Below are 24,369 nucleotides of genomic sequence, written 5' to 3' on the forward strand. Positions count from 1 at the left end.
TGGCTGCAGCGTTGGGAATGCTGTTGGTATCCATGGCCGCGCAAGGTCAGTCGACTACCGGCAACATCTACGGCCGCATCCCCGCGCAGGCGGGCGATACGGTGGTGCTCAACAATGGCGTCGGCCTGACGCGCAGCGTCAATATCGACAGCCAGGGCCGCTACAACGCGACACAGCTTCCGGTCGGCACGTATTCGGTCACCGTGATGCACGACGGCAAGGAAGTGCAGCGCCGTGACAACGTGCAGCTGAAAGTGGGCGCCGGCGTGGACGTTTCCTTTGGCGGCGAGGCGGCTGCGAGCGCAACGGCGAACGCCAAGCAGCTGGCAAGCGTCTCCGTGTCGGCCAATGCACTGCCTCCGATTGACGTGAGTACGGTGGATTCGCGCACCGTGGTGACGGCGGAACAGCTGGCCAAGCTGCCCCTGCCGCACACGGCCGAGGCGGCCGCCTTGCTGGCGCCCGGTACGGTCAACTCATCCATCGGCGCATCCGGTATCAATGGCTCGCCGCTGATCAGCTTCGGCGGATCGTCGGTGACCGAGAACGCGTATTACATCAACGGATTCAACACGACCGATCCGATGGGCTCCAACGGCGGCATCACGCTTCCCTACGGCTCGATCGATCAGGAAGAGGTTTACACCGGCGGCTACAGCGCCCAGTACGGCCGCAGTGATGGCGGCGTACTCAACATGGTCGGCAAGAGTGGTACCAACGACTGGCATTTCGGCGGGCAGTTTCTTTACGAGCCGTCGTCGCTGCGCGCGAGCCAGGACAACACCTATTACCAGAACGGCCTTCCGCCCACCCCGGTGGCCGGGCGCCTGTACAGCCCGAACAACCAGAACAACGCCTGGCATTCCACCTACGACATCTACCTGGGTGGTCCGCTGATCAAGGACCGTCTCTTCCTGTTCGCCTCCGCCGAGATGGAGCAGCAGCAAGGCAACGCGGTGGGCAATGTCACCGCGGGCACCAATACGCACTACACATACAAGACGCCCAAGTGGTACACCAAGGTCAACTGGAACATCACCGACAGCAACCTGCTCGAAGTGACCGGTGCGTCCGACGTCTACAAGACGTCGGGGACGATGTACAACTACGACTACAACGCCCTGCATGACACCAGCCTCAACGGCCAGGCCCAGTCCAACCAGACCGGCGGCACCATGTGGTCAGGCAAGTTCACCAGCTATCTCACCGACAGCCTCACTTTCACGGCGCTGTACGGCAAGATGACCACTTATCTCTACAACCAGGTGCCCGGCTACAACCCGGACCTGGCTTACATCTCGGGCGCCACCAACCAGAATCCCGACCTCAACGGCGGTGTGCCGAACATCGGCGAGCAGACGCTGCGGTACGCGCCCACGCCCAACGCCAACAACAAGACCACCAACCTGCGCCTCAGCCTGACCTATGTGCTGGGCAGCCACACGCTCACCGCGGGTATCGACAATCTGCGGGCCAGCGCGAACGGACACATCAACATCACGTCCGGTCCCGGCTACAACTGGATCTACGGTTACACGAGCCATCCCGACCAGCCGTTGAATGCCAGCCTGGGCGTCCCCGCGCTGAGCGGCTACGCGAATGGTGCTGGCGGCTACTACGTGCAGAAGTACATCAACGTGGACGGTGGAAACCTGACGTCGGTGCAGAACGCGCAGTTCATCGAAGACCTGTGGCAGGTCAACGACCGCTGGTTGCTGTCGCTGGGCCTGCGCAACGACGGCTTCACCAACAACAACAAGCTCGGCCAGGCCTATATGCGGCAGACCTCGCCGCAGTGGGCACCGCGCCTGGGCTTCAGCTGGGACGTCAACGGTGACGGCAGCTTCAAGGTGTTCGGCAATGCAGGCCGCTACAACCTCGGTTCGCCGCTGTCGCCGGGCGGTATCGCCAATGGTGTGCTGCGCACCCGCGAGTACTACACCTACAGCGGCATCGCACCCGATGGAACGCCCACCGGCCTGACCTATGTGGCGGGTCCCGTGGCCAGCAACAACTTCTATGGCCAGGTGTTCGATCCGCGCACGGTCACCGTGAAGAACATCAAGGCCATGAGCCAGGATGAATTCATGGCGGGCTTCGCCAAGACCGCCGGACCGAACTGGGTGTACGGCGGCAAGCTCACGCTGCGCATCTTGCGCAACCAGATCGACGACTACTGCGATACGGACACGGTGTTCGCCAAGGCGGCCGCGCAGGGTGTGGTGGGGGCCGACGCCACCAACAATGCCTCGTGTTACTACATCAATCCCGGCGTGGCCAACACCTTCTCGATCCGTGATTCCAGCGGCGTGTTCCACGACGTACGCATGACCAATGCCGAGATGCGTTTCCCGGCCATGATGCGCAAGTACTACGGGCTGGAGGGATATCTGGAGCATCCCTTCGACGGCACGTGGTACGGCAAGGTCAACTACACCTTCTCGCGCAGCTACGGCAACACCGAAGGCTGGGGCCAATCGAGCCAGGGCAGTGCGGGCGGCACGCAGAACACCCAGTGGGACTATCCGGAGCTGATGTACTACGGCGGCGGCCCGCAGGGCAACGACCATACGCATCAGATCAAGGCCTTTGGCTACTACCAGGTGACGCCCGAGTGGATGGTGTCCGCCAATCTGAGCCTGATGTCGGGCGGTCCGAAGTTCTGTTATGGCCTGTATGGCAGCGATCCGTTCAACACCAGCACCAACGATCCGGATGGTTACGGTTCCAGCTATCACTGGTGCAACGGTCAACCTTCGGCGCCGGGAGCGTCCGGTCGCCTCCCGTGGATCAAGCAGCTCGACCTTGGCGTGCACTACCGGCCTGAGTTTGCCCAGCATAAATTGGGCTTCAGCCTGGACGTGTTCAACGTGACCAACAGCCAGGTGCCGCTGGGTGTGAACAGCACGCTGTACACCGACACCACCGGCACCATGAACCCGGCGTATGGCACGCCGCTCACGTCGCAGCCGCCACGTTATGTGCGCCTGGGTGTCACCTACGACTACTGACCGCGGATATCCGCGCGTCGTGGTGTCGTGCAGGAAGGGGCGCCGTCCGGCTTCGGCCGGATGGCGGCCCGATGAGGCCTGCATGAGAGTGAAACAGATCCCATAAGGATCATGAGGGGTTGAACATGCGTTTGCGTACCGGACTTCTGCTGGGTCTTCTCCTGCCTGCGCTGAGCGCCCACGCCCAGGTGAAAGTGTGGGAGGGCAACCTGTCCATGCCCACGTCGGATGAGGGCGCGCCGGATGAAAATCCGCCCTTTGACATCTATGGGAAAGACAAAGAGCGGTTCAACTACCCGTACACCATGCGCAGGGTGGTTCGCGCGACCGAGAGCAAGCAGGACTACCGCGCGCTGTTTCTTGAGAACGAATACCTGAGGTGTTCGGTCCTGCCCGATCTTGGCGGTCGCATCTATACCTGCATCGACAAGATCAACGGCCAGCCGATGTTCTATGCCAATCCCACGATCAAGAAGGCCCTCATTGGCTATCGCGGTGTGTGGGCCACGTTCGGCGTGGAGTTCAACTTCCCGGTATCGCACAACTGGGTCACGCTTTCCCCGGTCGACTACTCGTATGGCAGCAAGCCCGATGGCAGTGCATCGATCGTCGTCGGTAACCGGGACCGGGTCTATGGCATGGAATGGCGCGTTGAGCTGGTGCTCCGCCCGGGCAGCACGGTGCTCGAGGAAAAAGTCACGCTTTCCAATCCCGACGATCTGAGGCACCGGTTCTATTGGTGGAACAACGCCGGCGTGCAGGTCTGGGACGATTCGAAGATTTACTATCCCACGCAATTCACGGCGAGCCATGGTTTCACCTACGTGGATACCTGGCCGGTGAACGGGAAAGGGCGTGATCTGAGCATCGTCGGCAATCATCTGGACGGCCCGGTGTCGCAGTTCTTCCACGAGAGCAGGGAGCCGTTCACGGGCATCTATCACCCTCACACGGATGCGGGCGTGGTGCATTACGCCGAGTTCGCCGACCTGCCGGCCAAGAAGGTTTTCAGCTTTGGTGCCGATGCCAAGGGGTTGGCGTGGCACAAGGCGCTGTCCGACAACGACAGCGGTTATATCGAGATGCAGAACGGGCTGTTCCGCAACCAGGAAACCTACGGCTTCCTTGAGCCCCAGCAGACCATTCGATTCAGTGAGTACTGGATGCCGGTGCGGCAGATCGGCGGAATCTCCCGTGCGAACCTGCATGGCGTAGTGTCCATGGCAAGAGTGGCCGGCAAGAACGGCAAGGACACCCTGGCAGTGGCGCTCAACGCCAATGCGAAGATGGCCGATGCGCGGATCATGGTGCGCAAGGGCGACGCTATCGTGTTCGACCAGACGGTGTCTCTGGATCCCGCGAAAACCTGGTCGCACGCGTTCGACATCCGGCCCGCCGATGCGCCGTATACCTTCACCCTGGAGAACAAGGATCATCAGGTTCTCTTGACGCAGACCGAAGGCAAGTACGACTGGACGCCCAAGGATCAGGTCCATGCCGGCGCACAGCCTGCCTATACCTCCCCCAAGGGAGCCTATCTTGAGCGGGGCCGGGACAAGGAACTCAATGGCAACCTGCTCGATGCGTGGGATATCTATACCGACGGGCTCGCCGCATCACCTGATAGCGCGGACCTTCTGAAGGCCAAGGGCCGGCTTGGCGTGAGCCTTTTTCGTTTCGAGGAAGCCTCTGGCCTGCTCAAGCAGGCGGAAGACCGGGATACGTCGGATGGTGAGACCCGCTATTACCGGGGGATCGCGGAAGCCGCACTGGGTCATCGAAACGTTGCGCGCGTCGAGTTCGAGGCCGCTTATCGTGACCCTTCCTACCGCACGTCCGGCGGCGTGGTGTTGGCCGAGCTGCTGGCGAGCGACCATGACGTGCTCGATGCGCAGAACGTGCTTGCCGGGATCTGCCCCGAACCGGTGGGCCCGTCCAGCGTGCAGCGTTGCCTGGAAGATCGCATCGCGCTCGAACGCAGCACCGGCCAGACCGATCATGCGCGGACGCTGGCGGAGGCATCGCTGGCGCAGTTTCCGACCAGTGCATTCCTGAAGAACGAGCTGTCGAAGCTCGGTTCCACCATGCCGGATCTCGAGACGCATCTGGCGGCGGATCCGAACCGGATTCTTCAACTGGTGATCCAGTACAACCAGCTGGGCCTCTACGCCGACTCGCTCACCCTGCTGACGCACACCTATCCGGATGTCCCCGCGCTTCACCGCGAGCCGGGCGAGTTGCCGGTGGGCAAGCACCCGATGCTTGCCTACTACCGGGGCTTTGTCCGCGAGCAGCTTGGACAGTCGGGCAGAAAGGATTGGCAGGACGCCTCGCGGATGTCGCTTGCCTATGTCTTTCCGAGCGAGCCGTCTGCCATGACGGTGCTGCGTGCGGCGATCGCCGCCAACCCGTCCGATGCCTCCGCACACTTCCTGCTGGGCACGTTGCTGTTCTCCACGGGCAGGGTGGATGAGGCGCTGGACGAATGGCGCCGCACGGCCAGCCTCCGGCCCGACACGCCAACGCTGGATGCCGACAGGGGCCGCGCACTGCTCGACATCAAGCACCAGCCGGCCGAGGCCGCCAAGGCGTTCGAGCACGGTTTCAAGGTGGATCCTGCAAACCCCGCGTTGTACGTGGGGATGAACAGGGCCATGCAGGCGCTTGGAAAATCCGACGCCGAACGAGTGGCCATGTTCGAACGCTTCCCCGCCCATGCGGACATGCCCGACGAAGTGGTGCGTGCGTACGTCAAGGTGCTTCGTGAAAGCGGGCAGGATGCAAAGGCCGACGATCTGCTGATGCAGCACTTTCTCCCCGCTGAAGAGGGTGCCGCCCCGCTGGCGCCAAGCTCTGGAAAGCACTGATAGCGCGTTGAATGTTTTCCTGGCGGATTGGCGCCATGACATGGGCTGTGTGCATGGAGTTGTGTGCAGCCCGTTTCATCCATGAGGATAGAGATGAAGCACCAAGAGACACTGAGCATCATGGCCGGCGTTCTGCTCGGCTTGACGGTTTGCGGCAGCTTGAATGCGGCCAACGGAGCCGCACCGACGTTGCGCTGGAACGCCGATCAACTGGGTAACCACCGCTACCTGGTGCAGGTGGCCAAGCCTGCGGACGCCGTGCATGTGGTCATTCCATGGCGCCGCCGCGATGCGCACCCGGAACAGGTCAACGTTATTGTCACCGGGCCCGATGGCCAGGCCGTTGCCAACGTGCGGCGCGGAACGATCGATCGCTCCAGCGGCGAGCTGGTGTTCCAGGCCAGCAAGGCGGGTACGTATGCGGTGTATTACCAGCCATACGTCAACGCCGGTCGGGCGAACTACCCCACTGTGACCTATGCGGAAGTGCGCGACACGGCCGACCCGGCCTGGGCGCAAAAGGTTGGTACGGACGCCGGTGCATGGCGACGCCTGCCCAGCGCGACGCTGCTGAACTACGAAGCGGTCGATGACTTCGATGCGTACACGGCGATGGAGCGCACGGCGACGCCCACGGAAATGCAGGCCTTGCTGAAGGCCCATGCCGGGCAGCGGTTGTGGATCTTCCCGGAGACCCGGGCCAATCCCATCCGCATGTTCGATGCATTACCCGAAAGCTGGGCGAAGCGTGGCCCGGGTGGCAGTCTGCGTGACAGTGCGCTGCCTGGTGAATACCTGAGTTTCCAGTTCGGCGCGTGGGCGCCTGTCGGCAACGTGGACAACCTGCAGGTGAGCTTCGGCGACCTGCGTGATGCCCAGGGAGACGTTCTCCCGGCCGGCGCCTTCACCTGTTTCAACCTGGGCGGCATCGACTATGCCGGCCAGCCCTTCACCACACGCGTCGACGTCGCTGCAGGCCGTGTGCAACCGCTGTGGATGGGGCTGGACGTGCCCGCCACGGCAAAGCCCGGGGTCTATCGGGGCGAGGTGACCGTGACTGCGGCAGGCGTGGCCGCGCAGCGCGTGCCAGTGGAAATCACCGTAGGCAACGGGAAGGCCGTTGCCCATGGTGATGATGACCCGTTCAAGCTCACGCGCCTTCGCTGGCTCAATTCCACCCTGGCGCAGGACGACGAACTGGTGAAGCCGTTTACCGCCATCACGGTACGGGGCGATACGCTGGGCATTCTCGGACGCGACATTGCGCTTGCGGCCAACGGCTTGCCGGAACAGATCAGCAGCCGCTTCGACGAGCGCATGACGAGCATCGCGGATCGCGCCACCACGATGCTGGCCGCGCCCATCGCGTTCACCGTGGAGGACGCCACCGGCACACACCCGTTGTCGTCTGCGGGACACCCCGCCGTGCAACAGGACGGGCCCGCCCGCGTGCACTGGCAGGTGGCTGGCAACGCCGGTCCTCTTCAGGCCGAAGTGAAGGCCAGCCTGGAAGCGGACGGCACGCTGACCTATGCCATCGCACTGACCGCCACGCAGGCCACGACCTTGAAGGATGTCCGCCTGACGATGCCGTTGGCCAACAAGGTGGCGCGCTACCAGCTGGGCCTGGGGCGGCAGGGCGATGCGGCGCCCGACGATTTCCAGTGGAAGTGGAACGTCGAGAACAACCAGGACGGCGCCTGGCTCGGCACGGTCAATGCCGGACTGGAATTCCACCTGCGCGACGAGCATTACCTGCGTCCGCTCAACACCAACTTCTACCATCAGCAACCGCTGCGCATGCCGGTATCGTGGGACAACCACGGACAGGGCGGCGTGCGGCTGCACCGCGAGGGCAACGATTACCGGGTCGAGGCCTATGGCGGCCCACGCCAGATGGCAGCAGGCGAGACGCTGCATTACGACGTGGTCCTGCGCGTGACGCCGTTCAAGACCATCGAGCCGGCGAAGCATTTTGCCAACCGCTACTTCCACGGGAACCAGGATGTGGATGCGGTCAAGGCCGATGGCGCCAGTGTGGTGAACATCCACCACGCCTCGGCGATCAATCCATGGATCAATTATCCGTTTCTGGAGGTTGATGCGATGCGCGCGTATGTCGATGCGGCCCACCAGCGCGGCATCAAGGTCAAGATCTACGACACCGTGCGCGAGCTCTCCGACCGTGCACCGGAACTACCCATGCTGGAAAGTCTCGGGCACGAAGTGATCAGCAGTGGCAAGGGTGGCGGCTTTTCGTGGTTGCAGGAACACATGAACGGTGACTACATCGCCGCCTGGCATGTGCCGCAGAATCGCGATGCGTCGGTGATCAATGCAGGGCAGAGCCGTTGGCACAACTACTACATCGAAGGGCTGGACTGGCTCGCCCGCAACGTGGGCATCGATGGCTTGTACCTCGACGACGTGGCCTATGACCGCACCACCATGAAGCGTGTGCGCAAGGTGCTGCAGGCCCGCCGCCCTGATCCGCTGATCGACCTGCATTCCGCCAACCAGTACAACGAACGTGATGGCCACAACAGCAGCACGCTCCTTTACATGGAATTGTTCCCCTACCTCGACCGGCTGTGGTTTGGCGAGTACTTCGATTATGAGAAGACTTCGCCGGCTTACTGGCTTACCGAGATGTCGGGTATTCCGTATGGCCTGATGGGCGAGATGCTGCAGAACGACGGCAACCCGTGGCGTGGCATGTTGTTCGGCATGACTCGCCGGTCGCGCGAGGGTGGGGCCAAGGACAGTGACCTGCACGCCCTGTGGAAGCTGTGGGACAGCTTCGGCATCGAGCAGTCCGACATGGTGGGCTGGTGGGTGCATGACACGCCGGTGAAGACGGGGCGCGACGATGTGCTGGTGACCAGTTATGTGCGCAAGGGTGACGCCACGCTGATTGCACTGGCATCGTGGGCACCGCAGGCCACCAAGGTGAAGCTGACCATCGACTGGACGGCGCTGGGCCTGAAGCCGGGCAAGGTGACGTTGGTGGCCCCGGCGCTGGAAGGTTTCCAGCCAGCGGCGGCGTTCAAGCCTGACGACGCGATTCCGGTGGAGCCGGGCAAGGGCTGGCTGATCATGGTGAAGTGACGTGGGGGGAGGGGCCTTCCAGAAGGGGCCCGTTGATCGACTCATTGCCAACGACCCAGCGCGGGCGACATCCGAGCGTTTGGGTCCTGGCACAACGCACAGGTAGGAACATGGCAGGGAATGAGATGGGCGGCATCCAGCGGCTTACCGGCAGGTCACACGTTTCAAGGGGACGCGCACTGTTGACGTGCCTGCTGCTGGCCGGCATGACGGGCACGGCGGCGGCAGCGGACGGAAAGGCGGCGGCCTTTTCACATCAGGGGGATGCTTACCAGTTTGGCAACGAGAGCATCGTTGCCCGCTGGAAGGTCGCCGATGGCAAGCTCGCCGAGATGGTGCTGGCCGATCAGCCCAACCATCAGGACCTGCCGGTGACCGTCCCGGTGGAACTGACCATGGCCGATGGCAGCAAGCTCGGCATGGCACAGCTGAAGATGATCTCGGCGCCGCGGGCCAGCAAGCTGAAGGCGAATGCCAGGGCATCGCGCCTCGCAGAGCGTTCGCCCGGCAAGACGGTCGAGGCGACCTTCGGTGACGCCGACGGTCGCTTCCGTATCGACTGGCAGTGGGTACAACGCGAGGGTTCCGATTATCTCCGCGCCGTGGTCACGATTACCGCCCTGAAACAGGATGAGAACATCAAGAAGGTCGCGTTGCTGCAGGCCCAGGCAGAAGACGCCGAGGTCGTCGGCGTGGTGCCGGGTTCGCCCATTGTGGCAGGCCACGACTATTTCGGTTTCGAGCATCCGCTGTCATCCAGCGAAGTGCACGGCAAGCAGGTGAAACTGTGGATCGAACGTGGCCTTCCCTTGCCTAAGGGACAGTCGATCACGTACTCCGCCGTGGTCGGCGTTACGCATGACAATCAGCTTCGCCGCGATTTCCTGACGTACGTCGAACGCGAGCGCGCGCATCCGTACCGCACCTTCCTGCATTACAACTCCTGGTACGACATCGGCTACTTCACGCCCTATACCGAGGCGCAGGCACTGGATCGCATCCGTGCCTTCGGCGAGGAGCTGAAGGTCAAGCGCGGCGTCACGCTCGACTCCTACCTGTTCGACGACGGCTGGGACGATCGCAGTGGCAGCTGGCACTTCAGCAAGGATTTCCCGCACGGCTTCGTGCCGCTGCGCGATGCCGCCGCGAAATACGGCGCCGCGCCCGGCATGTGGTTGTCGCCGTGGGGCGGTTACGGCAAGCCCAAGGAAGAGCGGGTAAAGAACGGGCAGGCCGCGGGGTACGAAATCATCGATGGCGGCCTGGCACTCTCGGGTCCGACGTACTACCAGCGCTTCCACGACGCCGTGATGGACCTGGTGAAGAACGACGGCATCAACCAGTTCAAGTTCGACGGCACCGGCAATGCCGACAAGGTGTTTCCGGGTAGTCGCTTCAGCAGCGACTTCGATGCGGCCATCCAGTTGATCGACGACCTGCGCGTGGCGAAGCCGGATCTCTACATCAACCTCACCACCGGCACCATGGCGTCGCCGTTCTGGTTGCGCTACGCCGATTCGATCTGGCGCGACGGCGAAGACGATGACCTGGCCGGCGTGGGTACCAAGCGCGAACGCTGGATCACCTATCGCGATCGCGAGACCTACCACAACATCGTGGAGAAAGGTCCGCTGTACCCGCTCAACTCGCTGATGCTCCACGGCATCATCTACGCGAAGGAAAACCGCAGGCTCAACACTGACCCGGGCCACGACTTCGCCAACGAAGTGCGATCGTATTTCGGCGCCGGCACGCAGCTGCAGGAGATGTACATCACCCCGGACCTGCTTTCGACGCAGGACTGGGATGTGCTGGCCGAGGCAGCACGCTGGTCGCGGACCAATGCAGCCGTGCTCAAGGACGTGCATTGGATGGGTGGTGATCCCGGGCGGCTCGACACCTATGGCTGGGCGGCGTGGACACCTGCGAAGTCCATCCTGACCGTGCGCAATCCGAGTGACAAGGCACAGCTGATGGTGATCGACCTTGGGCGCCAGCTGGAGCTTCCGCCGGGGGCAGCGCGTCGATTCACTGCGCGCAGTCCGTGGAAGGAGGACGCAGGCAAGCCGGCCATGTCGTTCGATGCAGATCAGCCAAACACGATCACGCTGGCACCGTTCCAGGTGCTGACGCTGGAGTTGACACCCGAAGCCGTTCGCTGAGGGTTCCCTGCGGCTGGCATCCCCCCCTCGCCAGCCTTTGGTCCCGTCGTATCGAGGGACCCGGCCTCGTCGAAAGACGAGGCCTTTCTTTTTGGTCGCTGCCGTTATGCGCCACGCCGCATCTCCCTCTCCCCTCCGGGGAGAGGGTTGGGGTGAGGGGCGGGTGCTCGCCTCACCGGTTCGTTCTTTAGCCGTTATCCCGACGAGGCGTTTTTCAACTGCCGAAGGGCTGGTCATCCAGTGCCTTTGCTCTCGGCCTTCGGTAGTCACGCAGGCGCCAGGTTGCCGCTTACGCAGCGGAGGCGTTTCGACCTCCTGCCGGAGGCCGAGTCACTTTTCTTTTGCTGGCCCAAAAGAAAAGTAACCCAAAGAAAATGGCCTTAAAGGCTGGCAGCATTACGGGGGAAAAAGCCCGGTGGGGCTGAGGAACGTTGTTGCGGGACAACCTCCGCCTCTACACAGCGGGTACCGCGTAGCGCTTCGCAACGCGCCGAAGCGCAGAGGACTTAACGCGGAGCGTCGTGCCGCTGCGCGGCACATCCTTCCTTGCCACTTGGTGGTTCACATTGAACATCACCTGTCGCTCGTCCTCTCTCCATTTGGAGAGGGCGGCGGGATCCAACCTCACGACAGAATAAGGTCCGTCACCCCGGCGTATGCCGGGGTCCAGTGGCGTCGTTGATCGGTCATCGCATTGGGAATTACCGCCAGGATGCCGCCTGCCGCGCGAAGCCAGTCTCGAATTATGCAGCGGCTGCCCACACCTCCCCGTTGCGGAAGGGGCTGATAACGCCCGCTATTGCAGCAGGTGGGATGCCGGTCGCGTTACATCCGGAACACGCCATACCGCTGCGGCTCAATCGGCGCATTGAGCGAAGCGGAAATCGCCAGGCCCAGCACGCGGCGCGTGTCGGCCGGGTCGATGATGCCGTCATCCCACAGGCGGGCGCTGGCGTAGTAGGGGTGGCCCTGGCGTTCGTACTGGTCGCGGATGGGGGCCTTGAAGGCTTCTTCGTCGTCGGCGCTCCACGCCTTGCCGCTGGCTTCGATGCCGTCGCGGCGCACGGTGGCGAGCACGGAGGCGGCCTGTTCACCGCCCATCACGCTGATGCGCGAGTTGGGCCACATCCACAGGAAGCGTGCGCCGTACGCACGGCCGCACATGGCGTAGTTGCCGGCGCCGAAGCTGCCGCCGATGACTACGGTGAACTTGGGTACATGCGAGCAGGCCACGGCGGTCACCATTTTGGCGCCGTCCTTGGCGATGCCGGCGTTCTCGTATTTCTTGCCGACCATGAAGCCGGTGATGTTCTGCAGGAACACCAGTGGCACGTTGCGCTGGTTGCACAGTTCAATGAAGTGCGCGCCCTTCAGTGCGGACTCGGAGAACAGTATGCCGTTGTTGGCGATGATGCCCACGGGATAGCCGTGGATGTGCGCGAAGCCGCACACCAGGGTCTTGCCGTAGCGAGCCTTGAATTCGTGGAATGCCGAGCCGTCGACGATGCGCGCGATCACTTCGCGGATATCGAACGGGCGGCGGCTGTCCTGCGGAATGATGCCGTACAGCTCCTCCGCCGCATACAGCGGCTCGGACGGGGCCTGCAGCGCCAGCGGCATGTCCTTCTTGCGGTTGAGGCTGGCGACGATGTCACGCGCGATGGAGAGCGCGTGGGCGTCGTTCTCGGCGTAGTGGTCCGCTACACCCGACACGGACGTATGGACATCCGCACCGCCCAGCGCTTCGGCGTCGACCACCTCGCCGGTGGCGGCCTTCACCAGCGGCGGGCCGCCCAGAAAGATGGTGCCCTGTTCACGCACGATGATGGTTTCGTCGCTCATGGCCGGCACGTAAGCGCCGCCGGCTGTGCACGAGCCCATCACCACGGCAATCTGCGGGATGCCCAGGCCGGACATGCGGGCCTGGTTGTAGAAGATCCGGCCGAAATGCTCCTTGTCGGGAAACACCTCGTCCTGCAGCGGCAGGAAGGCGCCGCCGGAGTCGACCAGGTAGATGCACGGCAGGCGGTTCTCCAGGGCGACTTCCTGCGCACGCAGGTGCTTCTTCACCGTCATCGGGAAGTACGTGCCGCCCTTGACCGTGGCGTCGTTGGCGACCACCACCACTTCAACACCGTTGACACGCCCGATGCCGGTGATGATGCCGGCCGCGGGGGCCGCATCCTCGTACATGCCGTGGGCGGCCAACGGTGAGAGCTCCAGGAACGGCGAGCCGGGGTCGAGCAGGGCGCGGATGCGTTCGCGCGGCAGCAGCTTGCCACGGGCGGTGTGCTTGTCGCGGGCCTTCTCGCCGCCACCCTCGGCGCTGCGCGCCAGTTCGCGATGCAGGTCGTCCACCAACCCCTTCAGCTGCGCGCTGCTGGCCTGGAAGTCCGGAGAGCGGGGATCGATCTGCGATGCGATGACACTCATGAGCTCAAGCTGCCGTTCGAGGGGAGCCCCGGATGATAGCGGCCCCTGCGTGGAGGCTAAATCGGCGTCGCAGCATGAAACCGGGCAAGGTATTGCCTGGGCGGGGAAAAGTCGGGTGTTCGTGGCTTTTCATGGGCGCAGGAGGCGAGCGGCCATGGTGTCCCCGCTTTTCGAGGGCACAAAAAAACCGGCCGCCAGAGGCGGCCGGTTTTTTGAAGTACACGAGTGTACTTAGTGACCAGCGGTCGAAGCGGCAGCCGGAGCAGCAGCGGTCGAAGCCGGGGTCGGCGCCGGCTGTTCGGCCGGGGCAGCAGCAGCAGCGGTCGAAGCTGCGGCCGGAGCCTGCTCTGCCGGAGCAGCAGCAGCCTTCTGAGCCTGGTCAGCAGCCTGCTGAGCCTGGTCAGCCGACTTCTGAGCGTCCTGCGCGGAATCCTGCGCGCCGTTGCTGCAAGCCGCCAGCAGCGCGACGAGCGCAGAGGCGAGAAGGGTACGCGTGAACTTCATGGTGAATCTCCTTTGCCGTGGAATGCCGTTTGGCGGGCGTATTAATAGCGCTTTCGCGGAAAATGCGCCACATCTTTGTGTGAAACGGCCAAATGGGGTTAACCCCCCTTTCATCGGCGACCTGTCAGAGGCCGCCGATCCAAGGGGTTCAGAGCAACTCTACAGCAACTGCCGTGGCTTCACCGCCGCCAATGCACAGCGACGCCACGCCGCGCTTGAGGCCGCGGGTCTTCAGCGCGTTGAGCAGCGTGACCACCACGCGGGCACCGCTGGCGCCGATCGGGTGGCCGAGGGCGCAGGCGCCGCCGTTGACGTTGATCTTGTCACGGGAAATGTCGAGCTCGCGCATAGCTGCCATGGCAACCACGGCAAACGCTTCGTTCACTTCGAACAGGTCCACGTCACCGACCTTCCAGCCGGCCTTTTCCAGCACCTTGTGCAGGGCGCCGACCGGCGCGGTGGTGAACCACTCCGGTTCCTGCGAATGGGTAGCGTGGGCAACGATGCGGGCGAGAGGCGTAAGCCCACGGGCCTTTGCGTCATCCGCCGACAGAAGAACCAACGCGGCGGCACCGTCGGAGATGCTGGAGGAACTGGCGGCGGTGATGGTGCCGTTCTCCTTGCGGAACGCCGGCTTGAGCGTCGGGATCTTGCTGACGTCGGAGCGACCCGGCTGCTCGTCGGTATCAACCTTCACATCGCCTTTGCGGCTGGATACGGTCACCGGAACAATCTCATCGGCAAAGGCGCCCGATGCCTGTGCTGCCTTGGCACGTTCCACGGACTGGGTGGAGAACGTGTCCTGCTCCTCGCGGGTGAAGTGGTACTTGTCGGCGCAGAGCTCGCCGAACACGCCCATGGCCTTGCCGTCGTACGGATTGGTCAGGCCGTCCCACGCCATATGGTCGACCAGGGTGCCGTCGCCATAGCGGATGCCCGTGCGGGCATTGACCATGTGCGGTGCGTTGGTCATCGATTCCATGCCGCCGGCAACCACCACGGTGGCCGAGCCGGCCTTGATCAGGTCATGGCCCAGCATGATGGCCTTCATGCCCGAGCCGCAGACCTTATTGATGGTGGTGCAGCCAGCGGCCACCGGCAGGCCGGCACCCAGCGAGGCCTGGCGCGCGGGGGCCTGGCCCAGGTTGGCTGGCAGCACGCAGCCCATGATCACTTCGCTGACATCGGCGGGAGCCAGGCCGGACTGCTCCAGCGCGGCACGGATGGCGGTGGCGCCCAGGGTAGGGGTGGGTACGCCGGTGAACTGGCCGAGGAAGGAGCCAATGGCGGTGCGCTTGGCACCGGCGATGACAACGCTGACGTCCGACATGGGGATCTCCGCAAGTACTTGATGGGGCGATGCCCCGGTTTAGTCCATCGATTATCGCAGCCCGCCTATAGGGGGGCAAACCGGCCGGTTTTACGGTCACCGTGGGATTCTGCCGCCATATAGTTGCGATTTCGTTGTGCAAATATGGTGTCCCGCGACCGGGGTTCCAGGGGAGCCGCGCCGCGGACGGGAGTGTTGGCGTCAATCAAGCTTCCAACGGGGCGGGGGCCTCTTATGAATACGGTGATGCATGGGTTGCGCTACCGCCGCGGGGCGGTGTTGGTGTGGCTGGCGCTCGGCCTCGGGGCGTGCGGTGGCGGCGGGGGTAATACGCGGCCCACGCAGCCGACCACTCCGCCCTCGACCCCACCCTCGACCCCGCCTTCGTCATCCACGGTGGCGCAGCCACCCATCGATGCGCAGCTGAGCCTTACCAACACCTATGCGGCGCACAACGCGGGCTATACCGGCGCAGGCGTCACCATCGGCGTCGTGGATACCGGGGTCATGTCCACCCACCCGGCACTGGCCGGGCGCGTGATCAAGGAACTGACCTATGTCGATCCGAGCACGAACAACCTGAAGGTGGATGACGCCAACGGCCACGGCACCTATGTGGCGGAAATCGCTGCGGGCAAGCCGTTCGGCCAGTTCGTCGGCGGCATTGCGCCGGGCGCGGACATCGTGTCGGCGCGCATCATCGACGACAACGCGCCTGACGATAACGGCAGCACGCCCTCTACTCCCGTGAGTTCTTCGGATGCCATTCCGCTGGGCCAGGTGAATGCGGACCTGATCGCCAATGGCGTGAAGGTGATGAACAACTCCTGGGGCGGCATCAGCTGGAGCGCTACCGACACCGCCACCACGCAGGGCTTCCACGACGCATACAACACCTTCATCAACAGCTGGGGTGGCCTGGTGGTGTTCGCTGCCGGCAACGACTCGCAGGCGAACCCGAGCACCATCGCCTCGCTGCCCAGCCTGGCGCCCGATCTCGAAAAGGGCTGGCTTACGGTCGTGGCGACCAACAGCAACAACCCGACGCAACTGGAAAGCTATTCGAACAAGTGCGGCGTCGCCATGAATTACTGCCTGGCCGCACCGGGCGATGTCATCGTGAGCGGCAAGAGCGACACCAGCACCAGCAACGAAACCTACTGGATCGTGGAGGGCACCTCGCTGTCGGCGCCCCAGGTCTCGGGTGCGGCGGCGCTGGTGTGGCAGGCCTACCCGTACTTCACCAACGACCTGGTGCGGCAGACGCTGCTCGGCACGGCCGATCCACTCGGCGGCTCGCAACCCAACGCCACCTTCGGCTACGGCGAACTCGACGTCGGCAAGGCAGTGAACGGGCCGGAGCAGTTCAACTGGGGCGATGTCACCGTGAGCTTCAGCGGCAGCTCCAGCTGGAACAACCCCATTTCCGGTGCAGGCGGCCTGATCAAGCAGGGTAGCGGTACGCTCACGCTCACGCAGCCGTCCAGCTATACCGGACTCACCCAGGTGCAGGGCGGCATGCTGGTGGCCGCGTCGCTGGCATCAAGCGTGAGCATCGGGGCGCAGGGCGTGCTTAGCGGAACGCCGTCGATCGGCGGCTCGGTGACCAACCAGGGTGTGCTGGCGGTGGCCGGTTCGGATGTGACGGTGGCTGGCAACTACGCGCAACAGGGCGCGGGCCGGCTCGCGGTGTCGCTGGGGTCGGCCATGCGCGTTACCGGTTCGGCGGCGCTGAGCGGTGGCGACCTGTACATCACCGGCATCAATCAGGGATATGTGGCCAATACCCATACGGACGTCCTTACCGCCAAGGGCGGCATCACCGGCACCTTCTCGGCACTCGATGTGGCCACCGGCGTGCTGCTTGCAGCCACCCTCAACTACAACCCCACCGATGCCTGGTTGAACGTAAGCCAGGTGCAGGCGACCGCGGTCACCGGCATGACCTACACGCCGGCATCGTTCGCCGCGGCACAGCGCGTCGACGGCGCGTTCGCCACCATCAATGGGCAGAGCAGTTCCGGCACCACCGTCACGGGCAGTCCGCTGCCGAGTTCCTTCATCAGCGGTGCGGCAAGCCTGCAGCAGACGGCCACCACCAGCGCGCTGCAGCAGTCGCTGAGTTCGTTGTCCGGCCAGCTGCATGCGGCCAGTGCCGCGATGACTTTCGATGCGATGGACGCCGGCACGCGCGCCCTGTCGCAACGCTTCGACCGGCTCGCCGACACCAGCGCCGTGGGTGGCTGGAATCAGAACCTCGGCAGCTACGGCAGCATGAGCCGCAGCGGCTACGACAACGTGGGTTATGACCTGAGCGGCTGGATGGTGGGCCAGGATCGCCGCCTTGGCAGCAATGGCGTGCTGGGCTTCGCTGTCAGCCAGAGCGAAGACCTGGGGCGTCTCGACGAGTTCGCCGACCAGGGGCGCAGCCGTGCCGTCGAAGGCATGCTCTACGGCGGCATCGTGCAGAACCAGTGGTACGCGATGGGGCGACTGGGCATGGGCTCCTTTCGAGAGGACATGCGCCGCCACGTTGAACTTGGCAGCGATGTGGAGAGTGTCGCCAGCGACGCCAACGGCACCTATGACGTTGCATACGGCGAAAGCGGCTATCGCATGCGGTGGGCCGGCGTGGACGTCACGCCGTACATGAACCTGCAGTACGCGAACATCCGCAGCGACGGCTTCAATGAACTGGGCGGCGACGGCTTCGGCCTGAAAGCCGGCTCGCAGGCCGTCGAACGCTGGCAGGCGGGCGCAGGCCTGCGTGCAGGACGTGACTGGACCTTCTCCGCCGGAAGCCGCCTGAGCGTGCAGGCGCACCTGCTGTGGCAGCGTGCCTTCAGCATGCGTGGTGACGTGCTGGACGCCAGCTTTGCCGTGCTCAATCAATGGGCGCCGGTAGGCGGCATCGGGCTGTCCCGTTACGGCGGCGATGCCGGCCTCAGCGTGGACTGGGCGTTCTCGCGGCGATCCAGCCTGTCGCTGGGCATGGACGAATACGTCGCCCAGCACGAGCACGGCAAGATGGACACGCTGGCCTACCGCCTCTCGTTCTGATCGGGTCGCCCCCGCCATCGGCGGCGGATCATGGGACGGGCTGCCGTCGGCGCGGGCTGTCCCGTCCGTGACGCCCGCAAGAAAATCCCTCCGCAAAGTTGTGCGAAGATGGCCGCAGGAAGTGCTGGCGGAGTCCAGTGAAGGACCGTCGCGCTAGGGATGCATGGGATGCCCGAAAGGGGCGCAGGGGGAACTATGGATAGTGGTCTGGGTGGAATGCGTTTCCACCGCATGTCTGTGCTTGTGTGGATGGCGCTGGGTGTCAGTGCCTGCGGCGGTGGCGGCAACGGGAACGTCAAACCCGCGCAGCCGTATAGCCCTCCAAGTCCGGGGTACACGCCGCCGAGTTCCGGCTACACGCCACCCACGTCGCCCGGGCAGGGTGGTGGTTCCACGCCACCGACCACCCCGCCCACCACGCCACCGACGACACCCCCTTCCAGCCAGCCGCCGATCGACGCGCAGCTGTCACTTACCAATGCCAAGGCGGCGCAGCAGGCCGGTTTCACCGGTGCGGGTGTCACCATTGGCGTGGTCGACAGCGGCATCATGCGCAATCATCCGGCGCTGGCCGGCAAGGTCACCCAAGAGCTGACCTACATCGACCCGGCCAGCAACAACCTTGCCGTCGACGATGTCATCGGGCACGGCACGTGGGTATCCGAAATCGCCGCTGGCAGTGCCTTCGGTCAGTTTGCCGGCGGTGTGGCTCCCGGCGCATCGCTGGTATCGGCGCGCATCCTTGCGGACAAGTCGGGCGACGACAACGGCACCACGCCGCCGTCCACGGTGGACGCTTCCGAGGCGCAGTTCTTCCAGGTCGTGAACAACGACCTGATCAATGCCGGCGCCAAGGTGATGAACAACTCCTGGGGCGGCATCACCTGGAGTGCGAGTGACACGGCGACCACCAAGGCCTTCCACGACGCCTACAGCACCTACATCAACAACTTCGGCGGACTGGTGGTGTTCGCGGCCGGCAACGACTCGCAGGCCAATCCCAGCACCACGGCTGCGCTGCCCAGCATGCCGGGTGCGCAGGATCTGGAAAAAGGCTGGCTGGCCGTGGTGGCGCTGGACAGCAACAACCCCAAGCAGCTGGCCAGTTACTCCAACCAGTGCGGCGTCGCCATGAACTACTGCCTGGCGGCACCGGGCGACGTGATCGTCAGCGGCAAGGACGATACGGCAACCAGCCAGACCTATTGGATCGTCAAGGGCACCTCGCTCGCTGCGCCTGAAGTTTCCGGTGCTGCTGCGCTGGTATGGCAGGCCTTTCCGTATTTCACCAACGACCAGGTACGCCAGACCCTGCTCGGCACGGCCGACGATCTGGGCGCACCAGGCGTGGACCCGGTATTTGGTTACGGTGCGCTGGATGTGGGCAACGCGGTAAAGGGGCCGGGCCGCTTCGACTGGGGCACCTTCAGCGTCACGCTCAACACCAATTCCACCTGGGGCAATGCCATCAGCGGCGCAGGTGGCCTCACCAAGGATGGCGTTGGCACGCTCACGCTCACGCAGGCGCCGAGCTACACCGGCGACACGACGATCGAGCACGGCACGCTGGTGGCGCCGTCCATCGCCGGGCCGCTGTACATCGACCATGTCGATGCCGTAATGACCGGTGCGCACAGCTTCGGCGCTGACGTGCAGAACCTGGGCACGCTGGTCGTCGCCGGCGGCGACGTGCATGTCAGCGGCAGCTACTACCAGGGCTTTACGGCCACTGATGGTCAGACCGGTCGGCTCGCCCTCGAGCTGGGCCGTTCGCTGAATGTCGACGGCAAGGCGGTGCTGGCCGGCGGCAATCTCTACGTCATCGGCGCCATGAACGGCTATGTCGTCAATGCGCACACCAACGTGCTCACCGCCAAGGGCGGCCTCACCGGCCAGTTCACCGGGCTGGACGTGGCCCAGGGCGTGCTGCTGTCGGCAACGCTCAACTACGACAGCACCAGCGCCTGGCTCAACGTGTCACAGGTGCAGGCCAGTGCCGTGAGCGGCATGGCGTACACCCCGGCATCGTTTGGCGCCGCGCAGCGCGTGGACAACGCGTTTGGCGTGATCAATTCGCAGGTCACGCAGACTGCCGGCTCGTCAGGCGCAAGCGGTAGCCCCGTAGGCACCGACTTCGTCACCGCCGCGGCCAACCTGCAGCAGACGCAGACCACGGTGGCCTTGCAGCATTCGCTGGAAAGTCTTTCCGGGCAGCTGCATGCGGCAAGTACGGCGATGACCTTTGAAGCCATCGACGCTGGCACGCGCGCCTTGTCCGATCACTTCGACGGGCTGGTCGACGCCCGCACCACCGGTGGCTGGGCGCAGACGCTGGGTTACCACGGCAGCATGAGCCGCAGCGGTTACGGCAACGTGGGTTATGACCTCAACGGCTGGATGGCCGGCCAGGATCGCAAGCTCGGCAGCAACGGCGTGGTGGGTTTTGCGGTGAGCCAGAGCCAGGGCCTTGGTCGTCTCGCCGAATACGCCGACCAGGGCACCAGCAACGCCGTCGAAGGCATGCTCTACGGCGGCGTGATGCAGGACGCCTGGTACTCCATGGGGCGGCTGGGTTACGGCACCTATCGGGAAAACATGCGTCGCCACCTCGAACTGGGCAGCGACGTGGCTGGCGTGGCCAGCGACACCAATGGTCGCTACGCCGTGGCCTACGGTGAAAGCGGCTATCGCGTCTCGCTGGGCAGCGTGCAGTTCACGCCCTACGCCAACCTGCAGTACGCACACATCCAGCGCGATGGCTTCAACGAACTGGGCGGTTACGGTTTCGGGCTGAAGGCTGGCTCGCAGAACGTCGAGCGTTGGCAGGCCGGTGTCGGCGTGCGCGCCGGGCATACCTGGTCGCTGTCCGGTGGCGGCAGTCTGGGCCTGCAGGGGCGCGTGCAATGGCAGCAGGCCTTCGCCACGCATGGCGATGTGTTCGATGCCAGCTTCACGGGTGTGGATCAGTGGGCACCCGTGGGCGGCGTGGGGTTGTCGCGTTACGAAGGGCAGGTGGGGTTGTCGCTGGACTGGACGATGTCGGTGCGGTCGAGTCTGCAGTTCGGGATGGATCAGTATGTGGGGCAGAACAGTCAGGGGTTGATGGGGATGGTCAACTATCGGCTGAATTTCTGAGTGTGGGCTCTCTCCCCCTATCCTTCGGGGAGAGGGTTGGAAGGGGGGGCTCGCCTCACTGCCTCATGCGAGCCGTCACTCCGGCGTAGGCCGTACAAGCGCGAAGCGTGCCACACGGGACTCGCTTCGCGCCGCAGAACGCCCGTGGGGCGGCCCCGAAGGGGCGAGCGCAGCGAGTCATCCAGAGCCTTGGTGGTCGGTTTTCGCCACACCGCTTCATTCTTTTGACCGTCATTCCTGCGGAGGCGGGAGGCGCTTTTCAATCGCCAGATGGCGGGTCATCCAGTGTCTTTGCTCTGGCCTTCGGTAGTCATGCAGGCGCCAGGTTGCCGCGTACGCCGCGGGGGCGTTTCGACCTCCTGCCGGAGGCCGAGTCACTTTTCTTTTGCTGGCCCAAAAGAAAAGTAACCCAAAGAAAATGGCCTTAAAGGCTGGCAGCATTCCGGTGGGATAAGCCCGAACGGCTGAGGAACGTTGTTGCGTGGCAACCTCCGCCTCTACACAGCGGGCACACCGAAGCGCTTCGCAACGCGCCGAAGCGCTGAGGACTTAACGCGGAGCGTCGTGCCGCTGCGCGGCACCTCCTTCCTTGCCACTCGGGTGTTCACGTTGAACATCACCTATCGCTCGTCCTCTCCCGTTCGGGAGAGGACTGGGGTGAGCACTGAGGCGAGAATGAAGCGGGCATCACACGGTGCGAAACACCCCCTGTAGGAGCGCACCTTGTGCGCGACCGCAGCGCCATGTCGATACCGCTCCGTCAGGTGGTCGCGCACAAGTGCGCTCCTACAGAAAAGCCCGTGCCGGATACGGCGTCACAGCGAGAGACTCCATGTGCAGCGCAGTGGCACGAGTCGCGAACAGGGTTCGCTCCCGCCGACAAGACCAGCCGCCACGCAATACGCCACCGCGCATAGCGGCGCGATGTGCAGCGAAGCTGCACGAGCATTCGGCTCTGGCTCCAGCTTTTGACCTACCCGCCCCCTTGAGCTGCGGTGAGGGGCGGACGAGAAGGCCCGCAGGGGGATCGGCAGGGATGCCGATCCCTTTTCGACAGGACAGGGAGGTCCTGTCGAAAAGCCCGGCCGACCCTCACGGACTGGCCGGCTTCACCGGCCAGCGCCGCGATGGGGGTGCCTTTTCTTTTGGTTACTTTTCTTTGGGCAAGCAAAGAAAAGTGACCCGGCCTCCGGCAGGAGGTCGGAAGCCCGCCGCAGGCGAGCCAGGTTGCGGTAACGCCAAGACGAAAACCGAGCGCAAAGTCGCTGGACCCCAGCTTGACCAGCCATTCGGCTGTTGAAAAGCGCCTCGCTGTGGTGACGGCGTTGATGAAATCGCGCGGCAAGGCTTGCCCATCATCACCGCAGCAGTGGCCATGCCCCAAATCTCTTCGCATAGAAACGAAAGAGAAAACCAGCGGCAAGCGCGCCACGAAGCCCCGGCATCCCCCATCACCGGAACATCGTCACCTCTCACGCCTTCCCGTGAAACAACTCCCGCCCGATCAACATGCGGCGAATCTCGTTCGTGCCTGCGCCAATCTCGTACAACTTCGCATCGCGCAGCAGGCGTCCCGCCGGGAATTCGTTGATGTAGCCATTGCCACCCAGGGTCTGGATGGCTTCCAGCGCCACCTTCACCGCGTTCTGCGACGCGTTGAGCAAACACGCAGCAGGGTCGATGCGGGATTTCACCTTGTTGTCGAACTGCTGGGCAACCATGTACGCGAAGCCACGTGAGCTCTGCAGGGCGGTGTACATGTCGGCGATCTTCGCCTGCATCACACCGAAGGTGCCGATGGGAGCGTTGAACTGCTTGCGTTCGCGCACGTAGGGCAGGGAGATATCCAGGGCAGCCTGCATCAGGCCGATGGGCCCGCCCGACAGCACCAGGCGTTCGGTGTCCAGGCCACTCATCAGTACGCGCACGCCTTCGTTCACTTCACCCACGATGTTTTCTTCGGGGATCTCGCAGTCCTCGAACACCAGTTCGCAGGTGTTGGAGCCACGCATGCCGAGCTTGTCGAGTTTCTGCGCGGTGCTGAAACCCTTCATGCCCTTTTCGATGATGAAGGCGGTCATGCAGCGACTGCCAGCGGGTCGCGGCGCGGTGCGCATGTAGACCAGCAGTACATCGGCATCGGGGCCGTTGGTAATCCACATCTTGGTGCCGTTGGCGACCCATACGTCGCCTTTCTTCTCCGCCTTGCAGCTCATCGAGCCGACCACGTCGGAGCCGGCGCCCGGTTCGCTCATCGCCAGCGCGCCGACGTATTCGCCCGTGCACAGCTTGGGAATGTACTTGCGGCGCTGTGCTTCGTTGCCGTTGTGGAAAATGTTCTGAACGCACAGGTTGGAGTGCGCGCCATAGGAAAGTCCGACCGAGCCGGAAGCGCGGGAGATTTCCTCCATCGCCACCATGTGGGCCAGGAAACCCATGCCGCTGCCGCCGTACTCTTCCGGAATGGTGATGCCGAGCAGGCCCATGTCGCCGAATTTGCGCCACAGGTCGGCGGGAAAAAGATTCTCGCGATCGATGTGGTCGGCGCGGGGAGCGATCTCCTTTTCGGAAAACGCGTGCACGCTTTCGCGCAGCAGATCGATCTCTTCACCCAACGGAAACGGACGCATACCTACCAACTCCGGAATTGCAGAAGGCCTTCATGGTACCGCGCCGTCCGTGACAAGCCGTTGCGCGACGCACAACCGTCAGCCTCGTTTCAGTCGCGGCGTGCCGCGCGGATCGCTGGTTTTCCAGCC

General features: G+C 64.0%; 10 protein-coding genes. 6 read left to right on the forward strand and 4 right to left on the reverse strand.

The features are described 5' to 3' along the window. Positions 1-17: 17 nt before the first annotated feature. The 4 genes from H8F01_RS16280 to H8F01_RS16295 all read left to right on the forward strand — a co-directional run bounded on the left by H8F01_RS16280 (position 18) and on the right by H8F01_RS16295 (position 11,148). A complete protein-coding gene (locus tag H8F01_RS16280; RefSeq protein ID WP_187056109.1) occupies positions 18-3,011 on the forward strand; it encodes a TonB-dependent receptor in 2,994 nt (997 codons plus the stop codon). Between the two features lie 125 nt (positions 3,012-3,136). After that, entirely contained in the window at positions 3,137-5,878 is a 2,742-nt protein-coding gene (locus H8F01_RS16285; protein ID WP_187056110.1) for a DUF5107 domain-containing protein, read from the forward strand. A 93-nt stretch (positions 5,879-5,971) separates the two neighbouring features. Next, entirely contained in the window at positions 5,972-8,986 is a 3,015-nt protein-coding gene (locus H8F01_RS16290; protein ID WP_187056111.1) for a glycoside hydrolase domain-containing protein, read from the forward strand. A gap of 110 nt (positions 8,987-9,096) precedes the next feature. Then, positions 9,097-11,148, forward strand: coding sequence for an enterotoxin (locus H8F01_RS16295; protein WP_187056112.1), 2,052 nt, complete (start codon positions 9,097-9,099; stop codon positions 11,146-11,148). An 825-nt stretch (positions 11,149-11,973) separates the two neighbouring features. Here the strand turns inward: H8F01_RS16295 and H8F01_RS16300 are convergent. The 3 genes from H8F01_RS16300 to H8F01_RS16310 form a co-directional block, all read right to left on the reverse strand. Then, positions 11,974-13,581 carry a carboxyl transferase domain-containing protein gene (locus H8F01_RS16300; protein WP_187056113.1) on the reverse strand — a complete coding sequence of 536 codons (1,608 nt, stop codon included), beginning with the start codon at positions 13,579-13,581 and terminating at the stop codon, positions 11,974-11,976. Positions 13,582-13,812: 231 nt separating this feature from the next. Continuing rightward, entirely contained in the window at positions 13,813-14,085 is a 273-nt protein-coding gene (locus tag H8F01_RS16305; RefSeq protein WP_238481015.1) for a hypothetical protein, read from the reverse strand. A gap of 148 nt (positions 14,086-14,233) precedes the next feature. Beyond that, on the reverse strand, positions 14,234-15,415 hold the full coding sequence (locus H8F01_RS16310; protein ID WP_187056114.1) for an acetyl-CoA C-acyltransferase: 1,182 nt from the start codon (positions 15,413-15,415) through the stop codon (positions 14,234-14,236). Between the two features lie 234 nt (positions 15,416-15,649). Here H8F01_RS16310 and H8F01_RS16315 point away from each other — a divergent pair, with 234 nt between their 5' ends. After that, positions 15,650-18,475, forward strand: coding sequence for an autotransporter serine protease (locus H8F01_RS16315; protein ID WP_187056115.1), 2,826 nt, complete (start codon positions 15,650-15,652; stop codon positions 18,473-18,475). A gap of 231 nt (positions 18,476-18,706) precedes the next feature. Next, a complete protein-coding gene (locus H8F01_RS16320) occupies positions 18,707-21,610 on the forward strand; it encodes an autotransporter serine protease (RefSeq protein ID WP_238481016.1) in 2,904 nt (967 codons plus the stop codon). 1,472 nt (positions 21,611-23,082) lie between these two features. On the opposite strand, the gene H8F01_RS16325 is transcribed toward H8F01_RS16320, so the two are convergent. Next, entirely contained in the window at positions 23,083-24,240 is a 1,158-nt protein-coding gene (locus tag H8F01_RS16325; RefSeq protein ID WP_187056117.1) for an isovaleryl-CoA dehydrogenase, read from the reverse strand. Positions 24,241-24,369: the final 129 nt, after the last annotated feature.

The organism is Dyella telluris, from assembly GCF_014297575.1.
Classification (GTDB): domain Bacteria; phylum Pseudomonadota; class Gammaproteobacteria; order Xanthomonadales; family Rhodanobacteraceae; genus Dyella; species Dyella telluris.